General features: G+C 57.4%; 22 protein-coding genes. 12 read left to right on the top strand and 10 right to left on the bottom strand.

Annotated elements, in window-relative coordinates:
• Positions 1 to 70 precede the first annotated feature (70 nt).
• Genes ACR0AU_RS09300 through ACR0AU_RS09285 form a run of 4 tightly spaced genes read left to right on the top strand, consistent with a single transcriptional unit; the run spans position 71 to position 4913 of the window.
• The gene (locus ACR0AU_RS09300) at positions 71 to 1018 is read left to right on the top strand and encodes an ABC transporter permease (protein ID WP_170426057.1); all 948 of its coding nucleotides are present in this window, start codon (positions 71 to 73) and stop codon (positions 1016 to 1018) included.
• Complete coding sequence (locus tag ACR0AU_RS09295) at positions 1015 to 1830, top strand: ABC transporter permease (protein ID WP_480795597.1); 816 nt, start codon at positions 1015 to 1017, stop codon at positions 1828 to 1830. The genes ACR0AU_RS09300 and ACR0AU_RS09295 overlap by 4 nt, the downstream gene beginning before the upstream one ends.
• Positions 1827 to 3425 carry an ABC transporter ATP-binding protein gene (locus tag ACR0AU_RS09290; protein ID WP_480795596.1) on the top strand — a complete coding sequence of 533 codons (1599 nt, stop codon included), beginning with the start codon at positions 1827 to 1829 and terminating at the stop codon, positions 3423 to 3425. The genes ACR0AU_RS09295 and ACR0AU_RS09290 overlap by 4 nt, the downstream gene beginning before the upstream one ends.
• Before the next feature lie 36 nt (positions 3426 to 3461).
• On the top strand, positions 3462 to 4913 hold the full coding sequence (locus ACR0AU_RS09285; protein WP_480795595.1) for an aldehyde dehydrogenase family protein: 1452 nt from the start codon (positions 3462 to 3464) through the stop codon (positions 4911 to 4913).
• Here the strand turns inward: ACR0AU_RS09285 and pncB are convergent.
• On the bottom strand, positions 4910 to 6202 hold the full coding sequence (gene pncB / locus ACR0AU_RS09280; protein ID WP_170394888.1) for a nicotinate phosphoribosyltransferase: 1293 nt from the start codon (positions 6200 to 6202) through the stop codon (positions 4910 to 4912). The genes ACR0AU_RS09285 and pncB overlap by 4 nt on opposite strands.
• Before the next feature lie 164 nt (positions 6203 to 6366).
• Between pncB and ACR0AU_RS09275 the strand changes: the two genes are divergently transcribed.
• Entirely contained in the window at positions 6367 to 6897 is a 531-nt protein-coding gene (locus tag ACR0AU_RS09275; RefSeq protein WP_480795594.1) for a hypothetical protein, read from the top strand.
• A gap of 3 nt (positions 6898 to 6900) precedes the next feature.
• On the opposite strand, the gene pncA is transcribed toward ACR0AU_RS09275, so the two are convergent.
• Complete coding sequence (pncA, locus tag ACR0AU_RS09270) at positions 6901 to 7494, bottom strand: bifunctional nicotinamidase/pyrazinamidase (RefSeq protein ID WP_170408552.1); 594 nt, start codon at positions 7492 to 7494, stop codon at positions 6901 to 6903.
• Positions 7495 to 7590: 96 nt separating this feature from the next.
• On the opposite strand from pncA, the gene trhO reads away from it, so the two are divergent.
• A complete protein-coding gene (gene trhO / locus ACR0AU_RS09265; protein WP_480795593.1) occupies positions 7591 to 8496 on the top strand; it encodes an oxygen-dependent tRNA uridine(34) hydroxylase TrhO in 906 nt (301 codons plus the stop codon).
• 64 nt (positions 8497 to 8560) lie between these two features.
• Positions 8561 to 9061 (top strand): potassium channel family protein, encoded by a 501-nt coding sequence (locus ACR0AU_RS09260; RefSeq protein WP_170394876.1) that lies wholly within the window; start codon positions 8561 to 8563, stop codon positions 9059 to 9061.
• A gap of 6 nt (positions 9062 to 9067) precedes the next feature.
• Here the strand turns inward: ACR0AU_RS09260 and ACR0AU_RS09255 are convergent, their stop codons facing one another.
• Positions 9068 to 9397, bottom strand: coding sequence for a hypothetical protein (locus ACR0AU_RS09255; RefSeq protein WP_170394874.1), 330 nt, complete (start codon positions 9395 to 9397; stop codon positions 9068 to 9070).
• Positions 9398 to 9588: 191 nt separating this feature from the next.
• On the opposite strand from ACR0AU_RS09255, the gene betB reads away from it, so the two are divergent.
• Complete coding sequence (gene betB / locus ACR0AU_RS09250; RefSeq protein WP_480795592.1) at positions 9589 to 11043, top strand: betaine-aldehyde dehydrogenase; 1455 nt, start codon at positions 9589 to 9591, stop codon at positions 11041 to 11043.
• 680 nt (positions 11044 to 11723) lie between these two features.
• Here betB and ACR0AU_RS09245 read toward each other — a convergent pair.
• Genes ACR0AU_RS09245 through ACR0AU_RS09225 form a run of 5 tightly spaced genes read right to left on the bottom strand, consistent with a single transcriptional unit; the run spans position 11724 to position 16393 of the window.
• Positions 11724 to 13871 (bottom strand): tetratricopeptide repeat protein, encoded by a 2148-nt coding sequence (locus tag ACR0AU_RS09245; RefSeq protein ID WP_480591578.1) that lies wholly within the window; start codon positions 13869 to 13871, stop codon positions 11724 to 11726.
• Positions 13868 to 14737 carry a flagellar motor stator protein MotA gene (gene motA, locus ACR0AU_RS09240; RefSeq protein WP_480795591.1) on the bottom strand — a complete coding sequence of 290 codons (870 nt, stop codon included), beginning with the start codon at positions 14735 to 14737 and terminating at the stop codon, positions 13868 to 13870. Before motA ends, ACR0AU_RS09245 begins: the two co-directional genes overlap by 4 nt.
• A 46-nt stretch (positions 14738 to 14783) precedes the next feature.
• Positions 14784 to 15377 carry a MotE family protein gene (locus tag ACR0AU_RS09235; protein ID WP_480795590.1) on the bottom strand — a complete coding sequence of 198 codons (594 nt, stop codon included), beginning with the start codon at positions 15375 to 15377 and terminating at the stop codon, positions 14784 to 14786.
• Positions 15374 to 15886 carry a hypothetical protein gene (locus ACR0AU_RS09230; RefSeq protein WP_480591569.1) on the bottom strand — a complete coding sequence of 171 codons (513 nt, stop codon included), beginning with the start codon at positions 15884 to 15886 and terminating at the stop codon, positions 15374 to 15376. The genes ACR0AU_RS09235 and ACR0AU_RS09230 overlap by 4 nt, the downstream gene beginning before the upstream one ends.
• A gap of 9 nt (positions 15887 to 15895) precedes the next feature.
• Entirely contained in the window at positions 15896 to 16393 is a 498-nt protein-coding gene (locus ACR0AU_RS09225; RefSeq protein WP_480591566.1) for a flagellar basal body-associated FliL family protein, read from the bottom strand.
• A gap of 119 nt (positions 16394 to 16512) precedes the next feature.
• On the opposite strand from ACR0AU_RS09225, the gene fliF reads away from it, so the two are divergent.
• From fliF to fliP, 4 genes are read left to right on the top strand one after another with little or no spacing between them, the layout of a single operon-like run.
• Positions 16513 to 18102 carry a flagellar basal-body MS-ring/collar protein FliF gene (gene fliF, locus ACR0AU_RS09220; protein WP_480591564.1) on the top strand — a complete coding sequence of 530 codons (1590 nt, stop codon included), beginning with the start codon at positions 16513 to 16515 and terminating at the stop codon, positions 18100 to 18102.
• The gene (locus ACR0AU_RS09215) at positions 18102 to 18698 is read left to right on the top strand and encodes an ABC transporter ATP-binding protein (RefSeq protein ID WP_170733928.1); all 597 of its coding nucleotides are present in this window, start codon (positions 18102 to 18104) and stop codon (positions 18696 to 18698) included. The genes fliF and ACR0AU_RS09215 overlap by 1 nt, the downstream gene beginning before the upstream one ends.
• A complete protein-coding gene (locus ACR0AU_RS09210) occupies positions 18691 to 18978 on the top strand; it encodes a FliM/FliN family flagellar motor switch protein (protein ID WP_170394848.1) in 288 nt (95 codons plus the stop codon). The genes ACR0AU_RS09215 and ACR0AU_RS09210 overlap by 8 nt, the downstream gene beginning before the upstream one ends.
• Positions 18975 to 19703, top strand: a complete 729-nt coding sequence (fliP, locus tag ACR0AU_RS09205) for a flagellar type III secretion system pore protein FliP (RefSeq protein ID WP_170733927.1) — start codon at positions 18975 to 18977, stop codon at positions 19701 to 19703. The genes ACR0AU_RS09210 and fliP overlap by 4 nt, the downstream gene beginning before the upstream one ends.
• Here fliP and ACR0AU_RS09200 read toward each other — a convergent pair whose 3' ends face one another.
• Entirely contained in the window at positions 19704 to 21146 is a 1443-nt protein-coding gene (locus tag ACR0AU_RS09200; protein ID WP_480795589.1) for a sensor histidine kinase, read from the bottom strand.
• The gene (locus ACR0AU_RS09195; RefSeq protein ID WP_170408540.1) at positions 21143 to 21880 is read right to left on the bottom strand and encodes a response regulator transcription factor; all 738 of its coding nucleotides are present in this window, start codon (positions 21878 to 21880) and stop codon (positions 21143 to 21145) included. The genes ACR0AU_RS09200 and ACR0AU_RS09195 overlap by 4 nt, the downstream gene beginning before the upstream one ends.
• Positions 21881 to 21923 lie beyond the last annotated feature (43 nt).

The following is a 21923-nucleotide window of genomic DNA, read 5'->3' as shown; positions in this document are numbered from 1 at the left end:
GTTTCTTTTTGTCTATCTTCTCGTGCCTTAGGCGCTGGACCCACACGGGATGTGACCCTAACGTTTTCAAATGCTCCGCTACGCCCTCAAACGTCTGCTGTCGCTGATCCTGAGCCTGGCTGTCGCCTCGGTTGTCATCTTTGCAGTGATCGAGGTCGCGCCCGGTGATCCGGCGTCGTTCATGCTGGGCGTGAACGCGCAGGCCGATACATTGACTGCGCTGAGAGCTGAACTGGGCCTCGATGTCTCGAAGATCGAGCGGTACTTTAACTGGGTCGGCGGGATGCTGGTTGGGGATTTTGGTACGTCCTACACCTATCGCACACCCGTGTCGCAGATGATCGCAGATCGATTGTGGGTGTCATTGCCGCTGGCTTTATACGCGCTAACCCTGTCCACGCTGATTGCTTTCCCCGCCGGTATCTACGCAGCCTCACGGCGCGGCAAACCGGGTGATCTGACCGTGATGGGTGCGACTCAGCTTGGTATCGCGGTGCCGAATTTCTGGTTCGCGATGATGCTGGTGCTGGTCTTTGCCATCAATTTGCGCTGGTTCAATGCCGGCGGTTTCGCGGGTTGGGAGAACGGCATTTGGACCGGTCTACATTCGCTGACCCTTCCAGCCATTGCATTGGCCCTGCCGCAAGCGGCGATCCTTGCGCGGGTTATGCGCTCGGCTCTGTTGGATATTCTGGCCGAGGATTTTATGCGCACCGCACGCGCCAAGGGCCTTTCGCGTCGGCAGGCGCTTTGGCGACACGGAGTGCGGAATGCTCTGATCCCGGTACTGACGATCATTGGACTCCAATTTTCCTTCCTGCTGGCGGGTTCGATCATCATCGAACAGGTGTTTTATCTACCTGGCCTCGGGCGGCTGGTTTTTCAGGCCATATCGGCGCGCGATCTGATCGTCGTGGAATCGGTCGTTATGCTGCTGGTCTTTGCCGTCATCATGGTGAACTTTTTTGTCGATCTGGCCTATGCCGCAGTCGATCCAAGGCTGAGGAGCAGGACATGAGCCGCAACCTGATCCTTGGCGCAATGCTGTCCTCACTGGTGGTGCTGGCAGCGCTGGTGTCCTTTGTCTGGACCCCATACGACCACGCCGCGCTGAGCATTCCGGCCAAGCTGCAGCCACCCAGCGCACAGCACTGGTTCGGTACCGATCATTTCGGACGCGACATGTTCTCGATGATCATGGTTGGTGCGCGCACCTCGATAGCGGTGGCGCTGGTCGCGGTCGGGATTGGCATGGCGCTGGGAGTTCCCTTGGGTCTGGCTGCCGCTGCGCGCAGTGGATCGTGGCTAGATGAATTCATCATGCGCGGCAATGATCTGGTCTTTGCATTCCCCTCTCTCGTCATCGCCATTCTGATCACCGCCGTCTTTGGTGCCGGGGTCATAAACGCGATCATCGCCATCGGTATCTTCAACATCCCCGTTTTTGCCCGCATCACCCGAGGCGCAGCTTTGTCTCTTTGGGAGCGCGAGTTTATCCTTGCCGCCCGCGTGTCAGGTAAAGGCGCGGCACGGATATCGGCTGAACATATCCTGCCCAATGTCGCCAATCTGCTGATTGTTCAGGGAACAATCCAGTTCTCACTTGGCATTCTGGCCGAGGCTGGGCTGTCCTATGTCGGTCTTGGTGCGCAACCCCCTACGCCAAGCTGGGGCAGAATGCTGGCCGATGCGCAGACGATGGTTAGTTTTGCCCCGCATTTGGCTCTGATTCCGGGTCTTGCCATCATCGTGACGGTTCTTGGCCTGAACCTTCTGGGTGATGGCTTGCGCGATTGGTTGGACCCTCGGATACGGGTGGCCCGCGCATGAGTCTTTTGCAGATCAAGGACCTCTCGTTGGCTATCCACGGCACGCCGATTTTAAAGAAGATTAACCTGTCGATTGCCCCTGGGCAGATCGTGGCTGTGACCGGAGAAAGCGGTTCGGGCAAATCAATGACAGCCTTTGCCGTGATGCAGTTGCTGCCAAACGATGCCGAAGTAGATGGGGTGCTAGAGTTAGAGGGCCAGAACCTGCTGAACCGGTCTGAGGCCGAGATTTGTGCGCTGCGGGGCGCTGCGATCGGAATGGTTTTCCAAGAGCCGATGACTGCCCTGAACCCGGTGAAGACCATCGGCGATCAAGTTATGGAGACTATCCTGATCCACAAGGCCATGCCCCCGGCCAAAGCGCGCGCTCGGGCCGAAGAGGTTCTGGCTCGGGTTGGATTGCCAACCGACAGGTTTCCGTTGAAGCGTTATCCTCACGAACTGTCAGGCGGTCAGCGCCAGCGAGTGGTGATCGCCATGGCGATTGCACTGCGCCCCCGACTGTTGATCGCGGATGAGCCGACAACGGCGCTTGATGTGACCACGCAGGCGCAAATCCTTGATCTGCTAAAAGGGCTCGTGTCGGAGTATGGCATGGGTCTGCTGATGATCACGCATGATTTGGCGGTGGTTGCAGACATGGCGGATCAGATTGTGGTCATGCGGCATGGGGAGGTTGTTGAAACGGGCGCAACAGATCATCTCCTGCGCCATATGCAGCACCCTTACACCCGTATGCTGTTCGAAGCTTCGGGGCATCAAGTCAACCTGCCGACCTCTCCTGCACCGCGAGCGTTGCTTGAGGTTGAGAACGTGGTGCGGGACTACCGTCTGCCCCGAACCCGCCTGTTTGCCACGCCCGGTCATCATCGGGCCGTCGATCATGTCAGCTTTACCCTGAATCGGGGGGAGCGTTTAGGGCTGGTTGGAGAGTCCGGTTGTGGAAAATCGACCCTAACACGAGCTATTTTGGGCTTGGAGGAGGTGCAGCAAGGCCGCATTTCCCTTGATGGCCAGCCTGTTTTCACCGGCCACAAACCCAATCTGGCAGTGCGACGCAAGATGCAGGTGGTGTTTCAGGACCCTTATGGCAGCTTCAATCCTCGCCACCGGGTCGCGCGCCTGATCACCGAGCCATTTCATTTGCTGGACACCCCGCCAACCGGTTCTGAACGGCAGGATCGCGTCGCTGAGATGCTTACCGCCGTTGGCCTAAGCCCCGATGATGCGGGCCGCTACATTCACGAATTCTCGGGTGGGCAGCGGCAACGTATCGCTATAGCGCGCGCTCTGATTATTCGACCCGAGTTGATCCTGTTTGATGAGGCTGTCTCGGCGCTGGATGTCTCAGTCCGCGCCCAAGTTCTCGACCTGCTGGCCGAGCTTTGTGCGACTTACGATCTGACTTACCTGTTCATCAGCCATGACCTGAGCGTGGTTCGAACCATCACCGACCGTGTGTTGGTGATGCAGGCTGGCAAGATTGTGGAACAGGGTGAAACCGAGCAAGTCTTCACAGAGCCTCAGCATCCTTACACAAGAACTCTGATCAATGCGGCACCGAAATTGCCGGAGACAGGACGAGGCGCTGCATGAAAGACCTTTGTATAGAGCCTGATATTGGAGCTTCCGATGACTAACCCCCTCTGGTTCGATCCCAACCTTTGCCTGATCGGCGGAGAATGGAAAATGCCCGCGTCAGGTCAAACCTTGCCGCTGGTGAATCCCTCGGACGGTTCCGAAATTTGCCAGATCGCTCGAGGTGGCGAAACCGATATCGACGCTGCGGTGCAGGCCGCCCGATCCGCGTGTGATGGCGATTGGGGTCGCATGACGGCCCTGGAGCGAGGGCGTATTCTCACCCGACTGGGGCAACTGGTTCTGGACCGAGTGGATGAACTGGCACAGCAAGAGGCGATGGATGTCGGCAAACCGCTGACCCAAGCGCGGGCAGATGCGGTAGCATTGGCGCGGTATTGCGAATTTTATGGTGGCGCTGCGGATAAAGTGATGGGCGAGACCATTCCCTATCTGGATGGCTATACCGTCTACACGTTGCGCGAGCCGCACGGTGTGACCGGCCACATCGTGCCGTGGAATTATCCGATGCAGATCATTGGCCGTTCTGTCGGGGCGGCGCTGGCAATGGGTAACGCCTGTGTTCTGAAACCGGCGGAAGAGGCCTGCCTGACCGCACTGGCCTTCGCGCATCTGGCGATACAGGCGGGCCTTCCGCTTGGTGCCCTGAATGTGGTGCCCGGCCTGGGGGCTGAGGCGGGCGCGGCCCTGTCGGCACACCCGGGTGTGGATCACATTTCATTCACCGGTTCGGTCGCGACAGGCGCGTTGGTTCAGCAGGCGGCGGGACGAAACGTTGTTCCGGTGACACTGGAACTGGGCGGCAAGTCGCCGCAACTGGTTTTCGAAGACGCCGATCTGGATGCAGCGCTGCCGTATCTGGTGAATGCGGGTATACAGAATGCGGGCCAGACCTGCTCGGCCTCGTCGCGCATTCTGGTGCAGCGCGGTGTATATGATGCGGTGAAATCCCGTATGGCGACTGCCTATCAAGAACTCACCGTTGGACCGGCGGTCCAGGATTTGCGCGTCGGTCCGCTGATCTCAACACGGCAAAAAGAAATCGTGACCGGTTTCCTTCACCAAGGCTCGGACTTGGCGATTGCCGCCGAGGGCCAGATTGCGGCTGGCGCACCCGAATCCGGCGCATATGTCCGGCCCACATTGTTCTCGGATGTGCCGCCCGATCATGCCTTGGCGCGGGATGAGATCTTTGGCCCCGTACAGGTTCTGATCCCGTTTGACACCGAGGAACAGGCTCTAACCATAGCAAATAGCACCGAATATGGCCTTGTTGCCAGCGTCTGGACTCGAGATGGTGGGCGGCAGATGCGGCTGGCCAAGGGTTTGCGTTCGGGGCAGGTGTTCATTAACAACTACGGCGCGGGCGGAGGTGTCGAGCTGCCTTTTGGCGGCGTTGGAAAATCCGGCCATGGCCGCGAAAAAGGGTTCGAGGCGCTTTATGGGTTCTCGCAGCTCAAGACGGTTGCGGCCTACCACGGCTAAACGATCACTTCGATCGGCTCCTGCGCTCCAACGCCAAAGACGCGCTTGTACCGCTCAATCTGCTCGGCGGGTCCCATCGCCTTTTCCGGGTTGTCAGATAGTTTGACCGTCGGGTAGCCATTGGCCGAGACCGCCTTGCAGACTAGCGAAAAGGGAGCCAATGCGTCATTCGGTACAAGTTCGCGGAAGTCATTGGTCAGCAACGTACCCCAGCCGAACGAGACATTGGTTTGATCCGCGAACTGAGCGTGCAATTCGCGTATCTTGTCCACATCTAACCCGTCCGAGAAAATAACCCGCTTCTGCGTCGGGTCTTCGCCGCGTGATTTCCACCAGTCTATTGCGATTTTTGCGCCGGTTGCGGGGTCGCCGCTGTCAACGCGAATGCCGGTCCAGCCTGCCAGCCAGTCAGGCGCGCGGTCCAGAAACCCTTTGGTGCCATACGTGTCGGGCAGAATGATGCGCAGATTTCCATCATGTTCCTCGTGCCAGTCGCTAAGGACGTCATAGGGCGCCTGCGCAAGCGCGGCGTCGTCTTCGGCGAGCGCAGAATACACCATAGGTAGTTCATGTGCGTTGGTGCCAATAGCCTCAACTTCGCGTCGCATTGCGATCAGACAGTTGGACGTTCCGGTAAAGGACGAGCCCAAACCTTCAATCATGGCCTGCACACACCAGTCCTGCCAAAGGAAGGAATGCCGCCGCCGCGTGCCGAAATCCGCGATCCCAAGCCCCTCAATAGTGCGAAGCTGGGCTATCTTTTCCCATACGCGTGTCATTGCACGGGCATAGAGCACCTGTAGTTCGAACCGGCGCATATCGTTCAGAACCGCGCGTGAGCGTAATTCCATCAGTACGGCCAGCGCCGGGATCTCCCATAGCATGACCTCGTGCCACTTACCCTCAAAGGTCAGCTCATACTGATCACCCTTACGCTCCAGGTGGTAAGGGGGCAGGCGCAGGTTCTCGAACCATTCCATGAAATCCGGGCGGAACATCTGACGCTTGCCGTAGAATGTATTGCCCCGCAACCACGTGCTTTCCCCACGACTCAGACTTAGCGAGCGGATGTGATCCAACTGCTCGCGCAGCTCGCCTTCATCGATCAAACGGGCCAATGGCACGTGATTCGACCGGTTGATCAGCGAAAACACCACATCGGTTTGGGGCTTATTTCGAAACACTGACTGGCACATCAGCAGTTTGTAGAAATCTGTGTCGATCAATGACCGGATAATCGGGTCAATCTTCCATTTATGATTGTAGACCCGCGTCGCGATATCGACCATGGGGACCTCCTGCAATTTCCGTTGTTAGATCAATCGGAGCACGAAATGGCAAGAGTCGCGGAATTGGGAACAATGCCCACGACAGAACACATTACGGGCTTATTGTGGGTTTCCTTCACGCTTTAGTGAGGGGTGGGGATGGAACTGAAGGTTGAAGTTAGTGAATGAGTCTCGAGTACGATTTTGACATTGTTGCAATAGCTCCGGATGAGGTTGATCCTGAGCATGGGCAAACATCGATAACTGGGCGGCCCCCGGTGCGGGCGCGGTTCAGGGATATCAAGACGGCAGACGCTTTGCGCGCTGCATCGCCCAAGATTCGCAGAATATTTCTGGAATCAGGATTTAGCCTGGACGAGTCGGATGGGCATCTTGCCCGAGGTTATTTTCGGCCAGAAGAGGCTGAAGATCGCCTCCTGATCCTAAAGCGGCTTTTTGCGAATATCCGGAATATGGGTGTCCAGGGAGAGTATAGTGGTGAGTTCGATTTCCATCACTTCTTGGGTCATATCAGGACCGCAAAGCCCGGGACCGTGAACCGAAAAATGCCCGAGCGACCATTGCAAGCGCCACGCCCAAGACCAGCGCGCCCAAAGCGTCGCACGGTTTCTGGGCGTATCGGTTTCGCGTTAGGCCTTGCCGTGATCCTGTTTGTGTTTCTGAAACTGCTGGCCGAGCATGGTGCCGCGCTTTGATCCTCAGGCCAGTGTCACACCTGCTGCGCGCATTGCCTGCTCTGCGACAGCCAAAGATCCGTCCATATCAATGGCGCGGCACAAGTTGCTTAAGACAGTGACATCAAACCCCAGCTGTGCCGCATCTACCGCCGAATAATGCACGCAGAAATCTGTCGCCAAACCGACCATGGTCAGCTGCGTGATCCCGCGCGTCTCAAGATAGCCTTTTAGACCAGTGGGCGTGGAATGGTCGTTTTCGAAGAACGCGCTATAGCTATCGATAGCGCTGCGAAATCCCTTGCGGATGATCAGATCGCCATCTGTTCGCAAATCCGGATGGAAGTTCGCGCCTGCGCTGCTCTGAACACAGTGATCGGGCCACAAGACCTGAGGGCCATAAGGCATGTCGATCATCTCGAACGGCGCTTTGCCAGTATGAGAACTGGCGAATGAAGAATGCCCCGCCGGGTGCCAATCCTGTGTCAGGATCACCGTATCGAACGTATCCATGATCGCATTGATCGGTGCGACGATCTCGTCCCCTCCGGCAACGGCAAGCGCGCCGCCGGGGCAGAAGTCATTTTGAACATCGATAACGAGCAGTGCGTGGGACATGCTGGCCTCCTAAAGTCGCGTTATCGGTATGGTGCGCAGCGGGTATCGTCAATGCGGTCTCTTGTGTGTTTTTGCCAAGGGCATTAGATCGCCCACATGTACACAATCGCTGCCCTCTATCATTTCACGCGTTTTCCCGACCCCGATGCGCTGCGCCCGACTTTGCACGAGCTTTGCCGCGCGCAGTCGGTAAAAGGCACCCTGCTGTTGGCGCAAGAAGGGATCAATGGCACCATCGCCGGACCCCGCGCAGGTATCGATGCGGTTCTGGCGCATATCCGTGCGTTGCCAGGATGCAGTGATCTTGAGTGGAAAGAGGCGACCTCGGACCATCCGCCCTTCGGCAAGATGAAGGTGCGGTTGAAGAAAGAGATCGTGACTATGGGCCAGCCCGATGTCGATCCCCGCGCAAATGTCGGGAATTACGTCGAGCCAGAGGACTGGAACGCGCTGATCCGTTCGGATGATGTGGTGGTGATCGACACCCGCAACGATTACGAGGTGGCGATTGGCACGTTTGAGGGTGCAATAGACCCTAACACAGCCAGTTTCCGCGATTTCCCGGCGTGGTGGGAACATAACAAGGACCGCTTTCACAACAAACGCGTTGCGATGTTCTGCACCGGTGGCATCCGGTGCGAAAAATCCACCAACTACCTGCTGGGGCAAGGGGTCGAAGATGTCTATCACCTGAAAGGTGGCATCCTGCGGTATCTGGAAGAAACGCCACCCGAAGACAGCACTTGGCAGGGTGAGTGTTTTGTCTTCGACAACCGCGTCTCAGTTGGTCATGGTCTGGTCGAAGGCCCACACAAGCTGTGCCATGGTTGCCGTCGCCCGATCCTGCCCGAAGATGTGAAACGCCCTGAATACGAGCATGGCGTATCCTGCCATCGGTGTATCAATGAGACTTCAGAACAGGACAAGTCGCGGTTTCGCGAGCGGCAAAAGCAGATACAGCTGGCCCGCGCGCGGGGCGAGGAACATCTGGGTTCTGACTGAAATCAGCTTGCAGGCCGCGTTTGAAATCGGATGATTGTGCACAAGCCCAACCGACGGAGCGCTCATGACCCACGAACCCAGAACCCTGGAAGAATGGAAATCAACTTTGCTGGCGGCGCTTGGACTGGTCTTGGCAAGCTTTCTTGCGTGGTACGGTCTGTCGCGCCTGAACGAAGCCACTGCAGGCGACACCATTGGCACGCTTTCCTCGGTAGGCCTTCTGATCTGGATCGCCTCGCAGTCCTGGTACTACATGACCCAGGTAAAATCCCCCCGGAGGTTGTTGTTCCTGATGGGGGTGTCTTTCATCCAGGTCGTGCCATTCCTGTTCGCAGCCGTCTACGGCGCGTTTGGATATAACGACCATTGTGTGATCGGCGCTGAAGGGCCAGCCGATATTTTGTATTTCTCATACGTCACCTTCACAACGGTCGGATATGGGGACATGTCCCCAACCGGCTTTTGCCGTGGGCTGGCTGTGGCCGAGGCTGTGACGGGTTACATCCTGTTGGGCATGTTTGTGGCCGCCGCCGTCGCGCTATACGCGCGCAATCACGGCAAATAGAGCGATCTATTTATTATGATCGATCCAGCGCGACATCATTTGTTTGTCGCGGAAACACTCGGACGGGATCGGGCGGCGCTTGCTGCGCGAGATACGTTCGGCAAAAGCAACCTGCTTACCTGTTGGGTAGTTTGCAAAGGGCGACGGATCATGCGGCTTATGAGCTGAAATCCAGTCCGACAGGGATTTGCGGTCACGCTGCGCCTCGACCGGAATCTCAAGCGCTGATTGTTGCGCGATGGCGCGGGCAAAGCGCATCTGCCGATCTGTAACTGGCAGCAGGTGATAGTCGTTTGTCGGGCCGCTCAGGGCGGAATTTCGCATGTTCTGGGCCATCGGGTAATCCTCTGACTGTGTAGAACATAAATAGAACATTAACCTTTCGTTTCAAGGGAAGACCCTTTGTATTAGGCGAGATCCTGCCAATTTGCGACTTGATTGACTGATCAGTCAATAATCGATAGTTCGATCCTCAACGTACGCGATCTCTTTGCCTAAAGAGATTTCTGAACACAAAGGGAACCGGCATGAAGTTTCAACCCAAGGCCAGCCACTTCATCAATGGCGAGTATGTCGAGGACACCAATGGCGCGCCCATCGACGTTATCTTCCCCGCCACCGGAGAGGTCATCGCACGGCTACATTCCGCCACGCCTGAGATTGTTGAAAAGGCTCTAAACAGCGCAAAATCGGCCCAAGCGGCCTGGGCTGCCCTATCGGGCACCGAGCGAGGCCGTGTGCTGCGACGCGCGGCCGACATCATGCGGGATCGCAATCGTGACTTATCGATTATCGAAACCCATGATACCGGCAAACCTCTGCAGGAAACGCTAGTGGCCGACGCTACCAGCGGCGCGGATGCGCTGGAGTATTTTGGCGGTCTGGCGGCCTCGCTGACCGGCGAACATATCCCTCTGGCAGACGGGGATTTTGTCTATACCGTCCGCGAGGCGCTGGGCGTTTGTGTGGGCATTGGGGCATGGAACTACCCGACGCAGATCGCTTGCTGGAAGGGTGCCCCGGCGTTGGCGTGCGGAAACACAATGATCTTCAAGCCTTCCGAGACTACTCCGCTGTCGGCATTGCAAGTAGCCGAGATTTTGATCGAGGCAGGTGCACCCAAAGGCGTCTATAACGTTGTTCAGGGCTACGGTGATGTAGGCGCCAGCCTGGTGACCGACCCCCGAGTGGCCAAGGTCTCGCTAACAGGGTCGGTTCCAACGGGCCGCAAGGTGTACGCTGCTGCCGCCGATGGCATGAAACATGTCACCATGGAATTGGGTGGCAAGTCCCCGATGATCGTGTTCGACGATGCCGACATCGAAAATGCCGTGTCAGGCGCCATTCTGGGAAATTTCTATTCCTCGGGACAGGTCTGTTCCAACGGCACTCGAGTTTTTGTGCAAAAGGGAATCAAAGAAGCGTTCCTTAAGCTCCTGTCTGAACGCCTCGCTACGGCGAAAATCGGCGACCCGATGGATGAAGAGGTCAACTTTGGCCCGATGGTCAGCGAAAACCAGATGAATATCGCGCTTGGCTATGTCGAAAAGGGTAAGGCTGAAGGCGCGCGGCTGATCTATGGCGGCGAACGGGTCCAAGGCGATGGTTTCTACATGCAGCCCACGGTTTTTGCCGATGTTAAGGACGATATGACAATCGCGCGCGAAGAGATTTTCGGCCCGGTGATGTCGGTGCTGGACTTCGACACCGAAGAAGAGGTTTTGGCCCGTGCCAATGACACTGAATTCGGTCTGGCCGCCGGCGTCTTCACCAACGACCTAACCCGCGCCCACCGCATCGTGGCAGGTTTTGAGGCGGGGACTTGTTACATCAACACTTATAACCTGGCCCCGGTTGAGGCACCGTTCGGCGGATCTAAGATGTCGGGCGTCGGTCGCGAGAACTCGAAACTGGCAATCAACCACTTCAGCGAGATGAAGACAGTCTACGTCTCGATGAATGATGTGGAGGCCCCATACTGAATAAATCCGGTTGAATAGTCTCTGTTCTTGATGGTTCACGTCGGGGGCAGAGCACATGCCGGCTCGTACATATGATTAAATTCCTCAAGACGCCTCCTCCGCAAACCGGAGATCAGCCTGTGAAAACACACGCCCAAGCTTATGTGATCGGTGCAGTTTGATCCTTTATCAACTGGCCAAGTTTGGTTGGATTGACGTGGCGATGCTGGAAAGGGCGAGCTAACTTGGGGCCAACCCCAGACCATGTCCCCGGCACAATACGCAATGCCAATTGTAGCGGCTGTTTTGGCGGTGCATGTTCACATCTGGGCTGAACAAATCTCTGGGGCGGGTCTGCAGGATCCCGATGTGGCAACCGTAATGCCCTTGAATACGGTTTCAGAAAGTCTGAGTCACTCGGCCTGGATTACCAAGGGCAGATGTGGTGATCGTAATTTCAGATAGAGTTGTCCAAGAACCAGCACACTTGAACGCGTGCGGTGGTCCTGAATGATCATTGAGCCAGCTGTAGATCTTCGACACGTTCACTGAGTTTACCGCCACTGTCCCATGGGCATCATGGATTAACGCATAGGAAGTCCAAATGAATTCAATACCTTTGTTAGAGGCTGATTTTGGCGTCTATCAGCCTACAGGCCAAATCAGTTACACCTGTCCCTGCAAGAACAGACTTCCAAGGTTCAGTTCGGGTCAATTGCGCGCACTGTCTCAAGCATTTCAATGATCTGCGCGCGTGCGATGGTGCTGTCCTGTATTAGCATTGCGGCGTCCGACAACGGCTTGTCCGGCTGCCGCGCAACGGGCTTGATCAGGGACGTTCGGATGCGGGACAAATCGGTGAAGGTGTTTGACCTCTCTTCATCCGCACCGCCGGAGCCCGCCAACCAGTTGTATCGATCGGCCATCTCGTGCTTCCCGCCTGCCTGCAATGCGCGCGCGGCGGCATCGAAATCCTGTGTTTGCATCATGGCCTGGGCGCGCAACTCTTGCGCGGTGTCCGAGGAATCGTCCGCGATTTCCAGCAGCGCCTGACGGGGACGGTTGCCCAACAGAGCCGCCTTTGCCCGAAGCCGAGCACGATCACGGCTGCGTTCCCGATCTTGCGGTCGGTTTGCCAGCGCGTAAGCCTGCGCTGAAAACCCAAGGTCAGCCAATCGCTCTGCCATGGACACGGCAGTTTCGACCGCCAGCGCGTTGCGTCGCTTGTCCTTCAATTCCATCACATGGCGCAGGAAAGTAATGTCGTCCGCCCGCTCCGCCAGCAATTGGAATACCTGATCTCGTGTCCTCTGCCATTCGTCGGAATCCGAGACATCCTCAAAACTGGCAAGAGCTCCGGTAAAATCCTGCGACAAAGCCATCGCCAAAGCGTGTGCACGCGCCAACATCGGGCCAAGATCGGACTTCCGAAGCTCGCGCGCATAACTTGCAGCTAAATCGAGGTCGCGGGGCGAGACCGTACCCCGGTCCGACCACCGCTTTTCGATCAACCGCGCAAGTGCCAACGGCGCATCGGTCGCGGCATCGGGCGCCGATATGACCTCGGTCAACAGCGTTTCTGCGGTATCGGTATCCCCTGCAGCATCCGCGATTTTGGCTTGGGCAAAGGTTACATCAGCGGGTTCGTCCTCTAAGACCCGTTCGACCGCACGCAAGATCCGGCGCGATACTTCAAGTCGGCCTGCCGAGACAAACATCTCGGCGATATCCGGGCCGAGATGTTGCCTGAGATGCCACGGCAGCCGACCAAAACTGCGTTCGATCGCCTTCACATGCGCATCGGATTGAAGTTTACCCTTACTCAAAAGCGCCCAGAGTGCGGCGGCACCATCACATCTTTGCTGTCCTTCCAAAGGGTTCGGCGTCGGCGCAGGCAACCCGTCCATCACTGATGCGATGGCCGCTACTCTGCGCTGCTCAACCGAGGTCTCCGACAACAAAGACAGGGCTTGGTGCGCTTCTACACCGAACCCGAAATACGTATAGAGCTTCGCCAAATCCATTGCATGCGCCTGGTCGACACGATCGAATTCCTGAAATAGCCCGACCCGCAATTCGGCCACATCCTCGGAAAATGATCGAGCGCCCGACCATGTCCCAAAACCCAGTTCGCTGTCCGTGATACATTCCGGTTTGCTATCAATCTGAGGAACTGCCAGATTGCCTAGCCCCGAAACCTCATCGAGCACCGAAGACAGTCGCAGATTTGGTACCAGCTTTTCCGAAGATCGCAGCGACCCAAAACTGGACGATTCCCTGCTTCCGACACCTGCCAGTTCAAGATCAACAACCTCTCGATCAGCGCTTTGCAATATACGTGATGCCAACTGCTCCTCAAAATTTCGTTGATTTAATTGCAGCAAAGGCAAGGCCAGTTCGGTGGCTGGAATATCAGTAGGTAAGGGTTTTGGGGCCGGGATACTTGCAGTCCTGGGAAGCGCCTCTGGCTCTACCGGGTCATTTGCAGGTGTACCCTGGTCGGGTGCGATATCTATGACCACCATAGTTTGGCGATGCAGAAATGCCGTTGCCACGCAGTCGCACCCAAATGTCATCTCCAACGCTGCACCTGGCCCGGCCTGTTGAAGCGATTGCAGACGGTTCCCCGACAGGCGGTCGAAGACAGCTGCAGTGTTGAATGTCGCATTATCGATGCCAATGCTCAGCCGCGCGCCGTTCTCGACCGGATCCAACATCCAACCGGTGCCAGAGGGGACCTGTACCACCAGTCGCGTGTATCCCTCATGCTCGCCCGATCGCACGGTCAAAGCCTGTGCTGACGCGCTTGTGCCCCATGCGAGCAAGACCAAAGACAATGCGCGGATCATGCTGCAGCCTGCTTGAGTTCCTTAAGCGCGTCTTCAAGTTCCGAGAAACCGGGCCGGTTGTGGGTCGGTGTGTTCTGGCGGCCGACCTCTATACACATGGCCGCGTTGTGGTTGTGAAGATTAGCCACCAGAACCTCTTTGATGAGTTGGTAAAAGTGGTTGTCTTCTTCAACAACAGATTTCAGCTTGCCCGCGAAAGGACCCACCAATCCATAAGCCAGAAAAACCCCCAGAAACGTCCCAACCAACGCGCCGCCGATCAGCTTACCCAGAACTTCCGGTGGTTGGGCGATTGATCCCATCGTCTTGATCACACCCAGAACGGCGGCCACGATCCCCAAGGCGGGCAACCCGTCAGCAACGGTTTGCAGCGCGTGGCTTGAATGCATGGCATGGTGGAAGTTCGCCTCCATCCGCTTTTCCAGCACCTCCTCAACCTGGTGCGGGTCGTCATAGTTCATCGCCGCCGAGCGCATGGTGTCACAGATCAGGTCCACCGCTTCTTTGTCGGCTTGAATCTTGGGATATGCGGAAAATAGCGATGAGCTTCCTGGCTCTTCAATGTGCTGCTCTACCTCGACCGGGTTCGCGCGTGCGATCCGGATCAGAGAGAATAACAAGCACAACAGATCGCGATAATCCTCGGGCTTCCATTTGGGTCCTTTAAAAACTTTCGCGATATCCTTGGCAGTGTGTTTTACGCCGCCGATATCATTGCTGATCAGAAATGCGCCGACTGCGGCCCCTCCGATCATCATCATCTCGAAGGGCAGTGATTTCATAATGATGGCCATCTTGCCGCCTGCGGCAAGGTAGCCGCCGAATACCATGACAAAGATGACGGCAATTCCGATGAGCCCGATCATGAAAGGTCTCCAGCGTTGAGGGTGCAGATAGATATGGCCATGAGGGTCATTCCTGTGTGGCACGTGCATTGCGCCCGGCCATGATCACGCTGATGGTGTAAGCAGCCTCGGGGCTGAGACCGGCCATAACTTCAGCGGCAGCTTCAGGTGGCATTCGAGACAGGAAGCCAGCGGCGAATACCGCGTCCATCGTTTCGAACAACGCGGCGGCATCTTTGGGCTTCATGCTCTGATACACGTCAGTCAGTTGTGTCAGATCGTTTTCGGCGGCCTTTTCGGCAATCGCCACCGTTTCACGGAGAGCGTTCTCGGCGTCCTCCAGCATGGTGAGCCGGGTTTCGATGGCCTGATCGGCAATGTCGAGCGCCCGTTCCTGGTCCAAAATCGTGCTTTCACGCTGATTTAGAGTCTTTTCACGGCGCAATAGTTCCGTAAGCAGCAATTGTAGATCTGCCGCATTCGCCTCTTTGCGTTCACCACCGACCGGCGAGGCCATGTTTGGTTCTGCGCTGCGGGCAAGTGCAGGCCCGGCCTCAAGCCCGATGCGAATAATCGCAGAGCCGACCATCAGCAAGGAAATGAAGGTCAGAACACCGCCGCGCGCTCGGCGATCAGGCGCTTTTGCCCGGTTGCGACTCATTTCGCTGCTCCGCCAGATGGAGCAGCGTGCCGAAAAAACATCAGGCCTTCTGGTTTCTTTGCGGGCGGCTCTGGTGGCGTGTCCGATGGCTCAGTCGAGACCTCAGTTGGTTCACCAGACGGATCGGATGCAGTTTCTTGTGCTTCGCCGGGCTGCTCAGACCTGTCCTCAGCAGGTGCGTCATCTGGCTGATCCATGGGAACGTCCGGCTCAGAGGGCTCTTCCTGAACGACATCGTGCATCGAGGCCATCATAAGCTCCAACCGTTGTGCGACGGTTTCCGCCCGTTCGGTCAGAGTCTGCAACGCGGTGCCGGAATCATCAGAAGCCTGGCGCGCGCTATCCAGCGATTTTCGCAACTCTTCTGCTTGCGAGGACAGCACGGAAACGGCGCCACCCACACCCTTCTCAAGATCGGTAAACCGCTTCAGGCGTCGCGACAGAACGAAACAATACAGACCAGCCCCAAGAGCGCCCGCAACCAGCAGAATATCGGCAATCAACTCCACCATCGCCTCCTAATTCAGTACAAATTCCATGACCAGAACGTCACGCACGCGGCCTTCGCCCACGACGATCCCAATGCGTCGTAGCAGGTGTCCGCGGATCCTCATCAAAGCCAGAGAATCTTCCAGATCGGTTAACTCAAGGGCGCGCAAGTAGCTGTTCAGAACGTCCATGATTCGCGGCTGCATCTTTTCAACCTCGGCGGCGTAGCCCGCGTTCACTTCAAGCTGCGCGTGAAATTTCAAATGTCGCGAATCATCTGACTTGACCGAGATGATCACCGGCGGAAGATCGACAAATTTCACATCGGGAAGTGCCTTTACGGAAGCGTCTTCGCCTTTCTTTTTGGCCTCTTTCACCATCTCGGACCCACCTATGGGAAGCAGGCCGGATGCAGTTATGAAATAGCCACCAACACCGCCCGCGATAGCCAGAATCAGCCCAAGCAGAAAGCCTTTTTTCCCTGATTTTTTAGGGGCTTCCGCCTCATCTGCAGTTGCGTCGGTCATGCCGTCCTCATGAATCTGTTCGGCAACCGTCATAACCCCTCAGGGACTAACCGATTGTTAAGGGCAATCGTCCAAACAAGGGCAGAGCCGCACAGAATGTCGGTGAGTCGGAGGTAAGCGTGCAGCAGATCGGAACTGTCTGGGCAAGTTTGGACAGGCGCAAACAAATTATCGTGGCCGGTGCCGTGGCACTGGTGTTTCTGGGTGTGCTTGCGATGTCACGGATTGTGACAGCGCCGTCGATGACGCTGCTTTATGCGGGGCTCGAAAGCGGTGCGGCAGGGGAAATCGTGCGGGCGCTGGACCAGCGTGGTGTGACCTATGAAATAAGGGGTGGCTCGATCTACGTCCCCGGCGTTCAGCGGGATGAGTTGCGGATGACTTTGGCCAGCGAGGGCCTGCCTGCGAACGGCAATCGCGGTTACGAACTGCTGGATTCGCTCAGCGGCTTTGGCACTACGTCGCAGATGTTTGATGCCGCCTATTGGCGCGCAAAAGAAGGAGAGCTGGCGCGCACGATTGTGGGCGGCCCGCATGTCAGCAAGGCCCGGGTGCACATCGCCAACAGCTCCTCCAACCCGTTTCAGCGCAGCATAGCACCAACCGCTTCGGTTTATCTGGTCCCGTCGGGTGCACCGATTAACGGAGATCAGGCAAAGGCGATCCGGTTTTTAGTGGCGTCGGCGGTTAGCGGGCTGGCACCGGAAAACGTCACTGTGATTGATTCGAACGGGGCTGTGATTGGCGCGCAGGACACGGCGGTGGCAGCCGATACTGCAGATGATAAGGCGCGCCAATTGCGTGAGAAAGTTCTGCGCCTGGTCGAAGCCCGGGTCGGGGCCGGCAACGCGGTGGTTGAGGTCAGCGTAGATACGGTGACCGAAACCGAGTCTATCCGGGAACGTCGCTTTGACCCCAAAGGCCGTGTTGCGATCAGCACGGATGTTGAAGAACGGTCGGACAGTGCGCGTAATCAGTCGGCGGATGTGACAGTGGCGTCGAATCTGCCGGATGGCGACGGGGCAGGAGGCGATGAATCCAATTCGAATGCCACTCAGACCCGCGAACGGGTGAATTATGAGGTGTCAGAGACCGAGTTGGAAGTTCATCGCGCGCCAGGTGCGATCAAACGTCTGACTGTCGCGGTGCTGGTCAATGGTGTTCGAGCGGCAGGTACAGATGGCGTCGAGATTTTTGAACCCATGCCGCAGCCCGAGCTTGATGCACTGCAAGAGCTTGTGGCTTCTGCGGTCGGGTTTGATGCTGAACGCGGCGACGTCATCACACTGAAATCGCTCGACTTGCCCATGGTTGAACCCCAGGGCGAGTTGGTGTCCGGGTCGATCTGGCAGAACATGCACATCGACGCTATGTCGCTAATCCAGATGGTGGTTTTGGCGCTGGTTTCCCTTGTTTTGGGTCTGTTTGTCATACGGCCAATTCTGACGAAATCTGCGGCATCGGCGCTGCTGCCAGCAGGTGCACCGGTCGAGGTCGCCCCAGCGCCTTCCCTGACCGGGGAAATTGCGACCGCAGATGCGCCGGACTTTGCACCGCTCGCGGATGCGGCGCAGCCGAATGTTCCGGCGATTGCCGCTGCGCGAGGGGAAGATCCTGTCGACCGTTTGCGCGCCATGATCGGCGACAAGCAGGAAGAGACGGTAGAGATCCTGCGCAGCTGGCTTGAAGAAGGCGAGGAGAAGGTGTGATGTCGATCGCTCATCTTCTTGAAGACTTCACCGCCCCTGCGGCTGGGGTGGCCGTACATCTACTGGATGAAGACGCACTGGAAGAACAGCGGCTTGCTGCATTTGAACAAGGCTATGGGGCGGGCTGGGAAGATGCGGTTCAGGCGCAGGAACAGACTGGTACACAGCTAAGCTCCGATCTGTCGGCGACGTTATCCGACCTGTCCTTTACCTATCAAGAAGCATTGACCCGCATGACCCTGTCGCTGGAACCGATGTTCCACAGCCTGGTTCAGACTATTCTGCCTGAGACGATCGAGCATGGCTTTGCGAAGCGATTGACCGAGCAGCTTTGCGACATGGCGCGAGAGCAGGTTGACCAGCCACTGCAGCTGACTGTTCCGGCGGGCACTTCGGATCAGGTCGAGGCGATGCTGCCGCAGGATATCTCGCCGCGTCCCCAAGTCATCGAGGATGTCTCGCTCCAGCCGGGACAGGCGCGATTGCAGGTGGGGATCGCCCAACGCGAGGTGGACTGCGCTGCCTTGCTCTCATCCATTGCTGCAACGTTCGACGCATATCTGTTTGAAGCAAAAGAGGCTTTGTCAAATGAGTGATCCTCAACCACCGAAACCCGAAAAACCCAACCCGTTCGAGACTGTTCCGATCGAAGTCACCGTCTCGGTCGGGCGTGCGCGGCCTTTGATCCGTGACCTGTTGAGCATGGGCGAAAATGCCGTACTGACACTGGACAAGCGGATCGAGGATCCGGTTGACCTCTATGTTGGGGACCAATTGGTAGCGCGCGGTCTGTTGGAAGAGATGGAGGGCGACCAGTCCGGGCAACTGGCTGTACGGCTAACCGAAATCTCGGATCTGCAGAACGGGATCGGATGATGCGCCACCTGTTTTGGCTGGCGCTTTTGCTGGTCATACCCTCCGGTGGCGCGGCGCAAGAACTGTCGCTGTCCCTGGGCGAGGGTGGGTCGATCTCGGCCCGGACCATCCAGTTGATTTTGCTGATCACGGTGCTCAGCCTGGCACCGGGACTGGCGATCATGATCACCTGTTTCCCGTTTTTGATCACGGTTTTGGCGATCCTGCGGCAAGGAATCGGCTTGCAGCAGTCACCGCCAAATATGTTGATCGTCAGTCTGGCGCTGTTTCTGACCTATTTCGTCATGGAGCCGGTTTTTACCGAGGCGTGGGAGACCGGGATTCAGCCGATGGTCGAGGAAACGCTTGACGTAGAGCCTGCGCTGGAACGCGCGCTGGTGCCGTTTCGCAGTTTTATGGCAGCGCGCATTGATGTCGACACGTTTCAGGCCATGGCAGACCTGCGCCCGGATGATGCTGCGATCCAACTATCGCCCGAGGCCCCGTTATCCGTGCTGATGCCGTCCTTCATGTTGTCGGAAATCGCGCGGGCCTTTCAGATCGGGTTCCTCATTTTCCTACCTTTCCTGATAATCGATCTCGTTGTCGCAGCGGTTTTGATGTCGATGGGAATGATGATGGTGCCCCCGGCTACAGTCTCGCTGCCGTTCAAATTGGCGTTTTTCGTCATCGCTGATGGCTGGGCCTTGATCGCCAGCGCCTTGGTGCGCAGCTATGCGCCATGACTATTGCCGTGTGATCTGTAGTCGGGCGCGCAGACCCTGATCTCCGGCCTCGAAACTCAGCGTTCCGCCATGTTGTTCGGCAACGGTGCTGACAATTGTCAGGCCCAATCCGAACCCGTCCGAAGATCCGATGTTTGATCCGCGCTGGAACGGTGCCAGTAGCGCCTCGATATCCGCGACCGATAGGTCGGTGCCCTTGTCCTCGACGACGATCGTGGCGGTCTGAGCATCGGTTTCCAGTTCAACCTCGGCGTGACGACCGTATTTCAGGGCATTATCGATCAGATTGGACAAAGCTCGTTTCAATGCGATGGGCTGACCCGTCACCAGGATGCGCCGCGTTTCCGGCAGCGACGCATGCCCACGGCGTGACATGAAAACAGACGACGCGCTTTCGACGACAACGGGATCAACGGCTTTCAACGACACAGGCCGGTCCATATCCTGATAATCGGCCACAAGCGACTCAACCAGCGAGGTCAGCGATATCTGGCGCGGTTCCTCGACGCTGAGTTCCGATCGCGTGTAAGTAAGCACGCTTTCTATCATGCCGGTCATCTGGTCCACGTCGGCCTCGAGCTTTTCGCGCAACTCGCCATCGGGAATCAGCGCCGCACGCAGCCGGACGCGGGTTGCAGGTGTCCCCAGATCGTGGCTGACACCCGACAGTACAATGGCGCGTTTCTCAAGCTGCGCACGTTCGGCATCCAGGTGATCATTCACCGCAGTCACGATATCGCGCAGCTCTTCGGGCCCGTCCGCGTCATAGTTTTGCGGCCCGCCGCGACGTCGGCGGTCACCAAGTGCCTGAGCAAAGCGTGCGAAACTGTCAGAAACATTCCCGACCGAGGTGAGAAGCACCGCCAAGGACACAATGCCCAGCAATATTGCGGGCAAACGCAGATCAACCGGCGCAGCCTTACAGCCCCAGATTGCGGTGCCGTCGACTTGCTGCCAGACCCCGCGCCCGAATTGCGCGATCAGGATAGGTTCGCTGCAATATGTGGCTAACAGGCGGGTCAGGTTCCCCATCTTCTCGGGGCCGGTCTGATCGCTGCCAGATACGATGTCTGAAACCGGATAGACCAGTCGATCCGATAACACCGCAAGCGTCAATTCGCGGCCACTCAGGGGGGCTGAACTGTCGGTCAGGATCGACAGATTGGTGACAAAGCGGCGATCCGCAAAGCCGGGCATTTGCTGGAACGCTCCACTATCAGCAAGCGCGGCTGCCTCGGTTGGCAATGGGTTGATCAATAGGCCGGGTGGCGGCGCCATCCCCGTTCGCAAGTCTTCGTATATGGTGAAACCAGCAACAAATGCTGCGGTCTGGTACCGGTTCCACGCCTGTGCCGAGGTGAACCACATCCCGGCAGCGACCAGCCCCGCGACAAAGGCGGACAGGGTCCAGAGCCAGCCAAAACTGCGCAGGCGCAGGGTCATGCGTCCTCATCCACCATAACGTCAGCGGTAAACAGATAGCCAACACCGCGCTCGGTGCGCAGCATCTGGGGGTCTTTTGGATTGGCCTCGATTTTCGACCGCAACCGCCCCACCAGCATATCTATGGCACGGCCTTGCGCCTCAGGCTTGTCGGCCTCACCGGTTACATCCAGTGCGGCGGCGATCTCATCACGGGTCAGCGGAATATGCGGGTTCGCCAGCAAAACCTTCAGCAGGGCGGTCTCCCGTTGGGACAGGGAAACCAGATAGCCTTCGGGCGAATGCACCTCGTCCCGTTTGCCGTCAAAGACCCAGCCGTCAAAGTGAAAGGTGCGCGTGCGGCGGCGGTATGCCAGCGAAGGCGTGCGTCGGGCGCGTTGCATCACCGCACGGACGCGGGCCAGCAACAGTTGCGGGTTGAATGGTTTGGCGATGTAATCGTCTGCTCCAACCTCATATCCTGCCATGCGCTGATGATCCGCCGACAGGGCCGATACCAGAATGATCGGTACATCCTGTTCAGCCCGCAACCGGGCACAGATCTCGACGCCGTTTTCATCGCCCAGCATCACGTCCAACAGGATCAGGTCGATCCGCCCCGAGGTTAGATGCGTGCGTATTTCACTTTCGGAACTGGCAGGCAGAGCAATATACCCGTTCTGCTGAAAGAACTGGGTCATCATCGACCGCATCTCCGAATCGTCGTCCACCACCAGGAGCCGGGGAATGCCCACTCTGTTTCTCCTCCTCAGGGTTCTCCGTCGCCGCCAATTGTAA

The organism is Ruegeria sp. CG1 (genome assembly GCF_056537265.1).
Note: the sequence above shows the minus strand (reverse complement) of the source record. Positions and strands in the feature narration are given on the sequence as shown.

What these genes read in the sequence shown, in the direction of transcription:
- ACR0AU_RS09215 (WP_170733928.1), top strand. Translation starts at nt 18,102, where the DNA reads ATGTCGATCGCTCATCTTCTTGAAGACTTCACCGCCCCTGCGGCTGGG.
- trhO (WP_480795593.1), top strand. Translation starts at nt 7,591, where the DNA reads ATGTACACAATCGCTGCCCTCTATCATTTCACGCGTTTTCCCGACCCC.
- ACR0AU_RS09235 (WP_480795590.1), bottom strand. Translation starts at nt 15,377, where the DNA reads ATGAGTCGCAACCGGGCAAAAGCGCCTGATCGCCGAGCGCGCGGCGGT.
- fliP (WP_170733927.1), top strand. Translation starts at nt 18,975, where the DNA reads ATGATGCGCCACCTGTTTTGGCTGGCGCTTTTGCTGGTCATACCCTCC.
- ACR0AU_RS09210 (WP_170394848.1), top strand. Translation starts at nt 18,691, where the DNA reads ATGAGTGATCCTCAACCACCGAAACCCGAAAAACCCAACCCGTTCGAG.
- ACR0AU_RS09290 (WP_480795596.1), top strand. Translation starts at nt 1,827, where the DNA reads ATGAGTCTTTTGCAGATCAAGGACCTCTCGTTGGCTATCCACGGCACG.
- ACR0AU_RS09275 (WP_480795594.1), top strand. Translation starts at nt 6,367, where the DNA reads ATGAGTCTCGAGTACGATTTTGACATTGTTGCAATAGCTCCGGATGAG.
- ACR0AU_RS09285 (WP_480795595.1), top strand. Translation starts at nt 3,462, where the DNA reads ATGACTAACCCCCTCTGGTTCGATCCCAACCTTTGCCTGATCGGCGGA.
- ACR0AU_RS09225 (WP_480591566.1), bottom strand. Translation starts at nt 16,393, where the DNA reads ATGACCGACGCAACTGCAGATGAGGCGGAAGCCCCTAAAAAATCAGGG.
- motA (WP_480795591.1), bottom strand. Translation starts at nt 14,737, where the DNA reads ATGATCGGGCTCATCGGAATTGCCGTCATCTTTGTCATGGTATTCGGC.
- ACR0AU_RS09295 (WP_480795597.1), top strand. Translation starts at nt 1,015, where the DNA reads ATGAGCCGCAACCTGATCCTTGGCGCAATGCTGTCCTCACTGGTGGTG.
- ACR0AU_RS09260 (WP_170394876.1), top strand. Translation starts at nt 8,561, where the DNA reads ATGACCCACGAACCCAGAACCCTGGAAGAATGGAAATCAACTTTGCTG.
- pncA (WP_170408552.1), bottom strand. Translation starts at nt 7,494, where the DNA reads ATGTCCCACGCACTGCTCGTTATCGATGTTCAAAATGACTTCTGCCCC.
- ACR0AU_RS09200 (WP_480795589.1), bottom strand. Translation starts at nt 21,146, where the DNA reads ATGACCCTGCGCCTGCGCAGTTTTGGCTGGCTCTGGACCCTGTCCGCC.
- pncB (WP_170394888.1), bottom strand. Translation starts at nt 6,202, where the DNA reads ATGGTCGATATCGCGACGCGGGTCTACAATCATAAATGGAAGATTGAC.
- ACR0AU_RS09255 (WP_170394874.1), bottom strand. Translation starts at nt 9,397, where the DNA reads ATGGCCCAGAACATGCGAAATTCCGCCCTGAGCGGCCCGACAAACGAC.
- ACR0AU_RS09300 (WP_170426057.1), top strand. Translation starts at nt 71, where the DNA reads ATGCTCCGCTACGCCCTCAAACGTCTGCTGTCGCTGATCCTGAGCCTG.
- betB (WP_480795592.1), top strand. Translation starts at nt 9,589, where the DNA reads ATGAAGTTTCAACCCAAGGCCAGCCACTTCATCAATGGCGAGTATGTC.
- ACR0AU_RS09245 (WP_480591578.1), bottom strand. Translation starts at nt 13,871, where the DNA reads ATGATCCGCGCATTGTCTTTGGTCTTGCTCGCATGGGGCACAAGCGCG.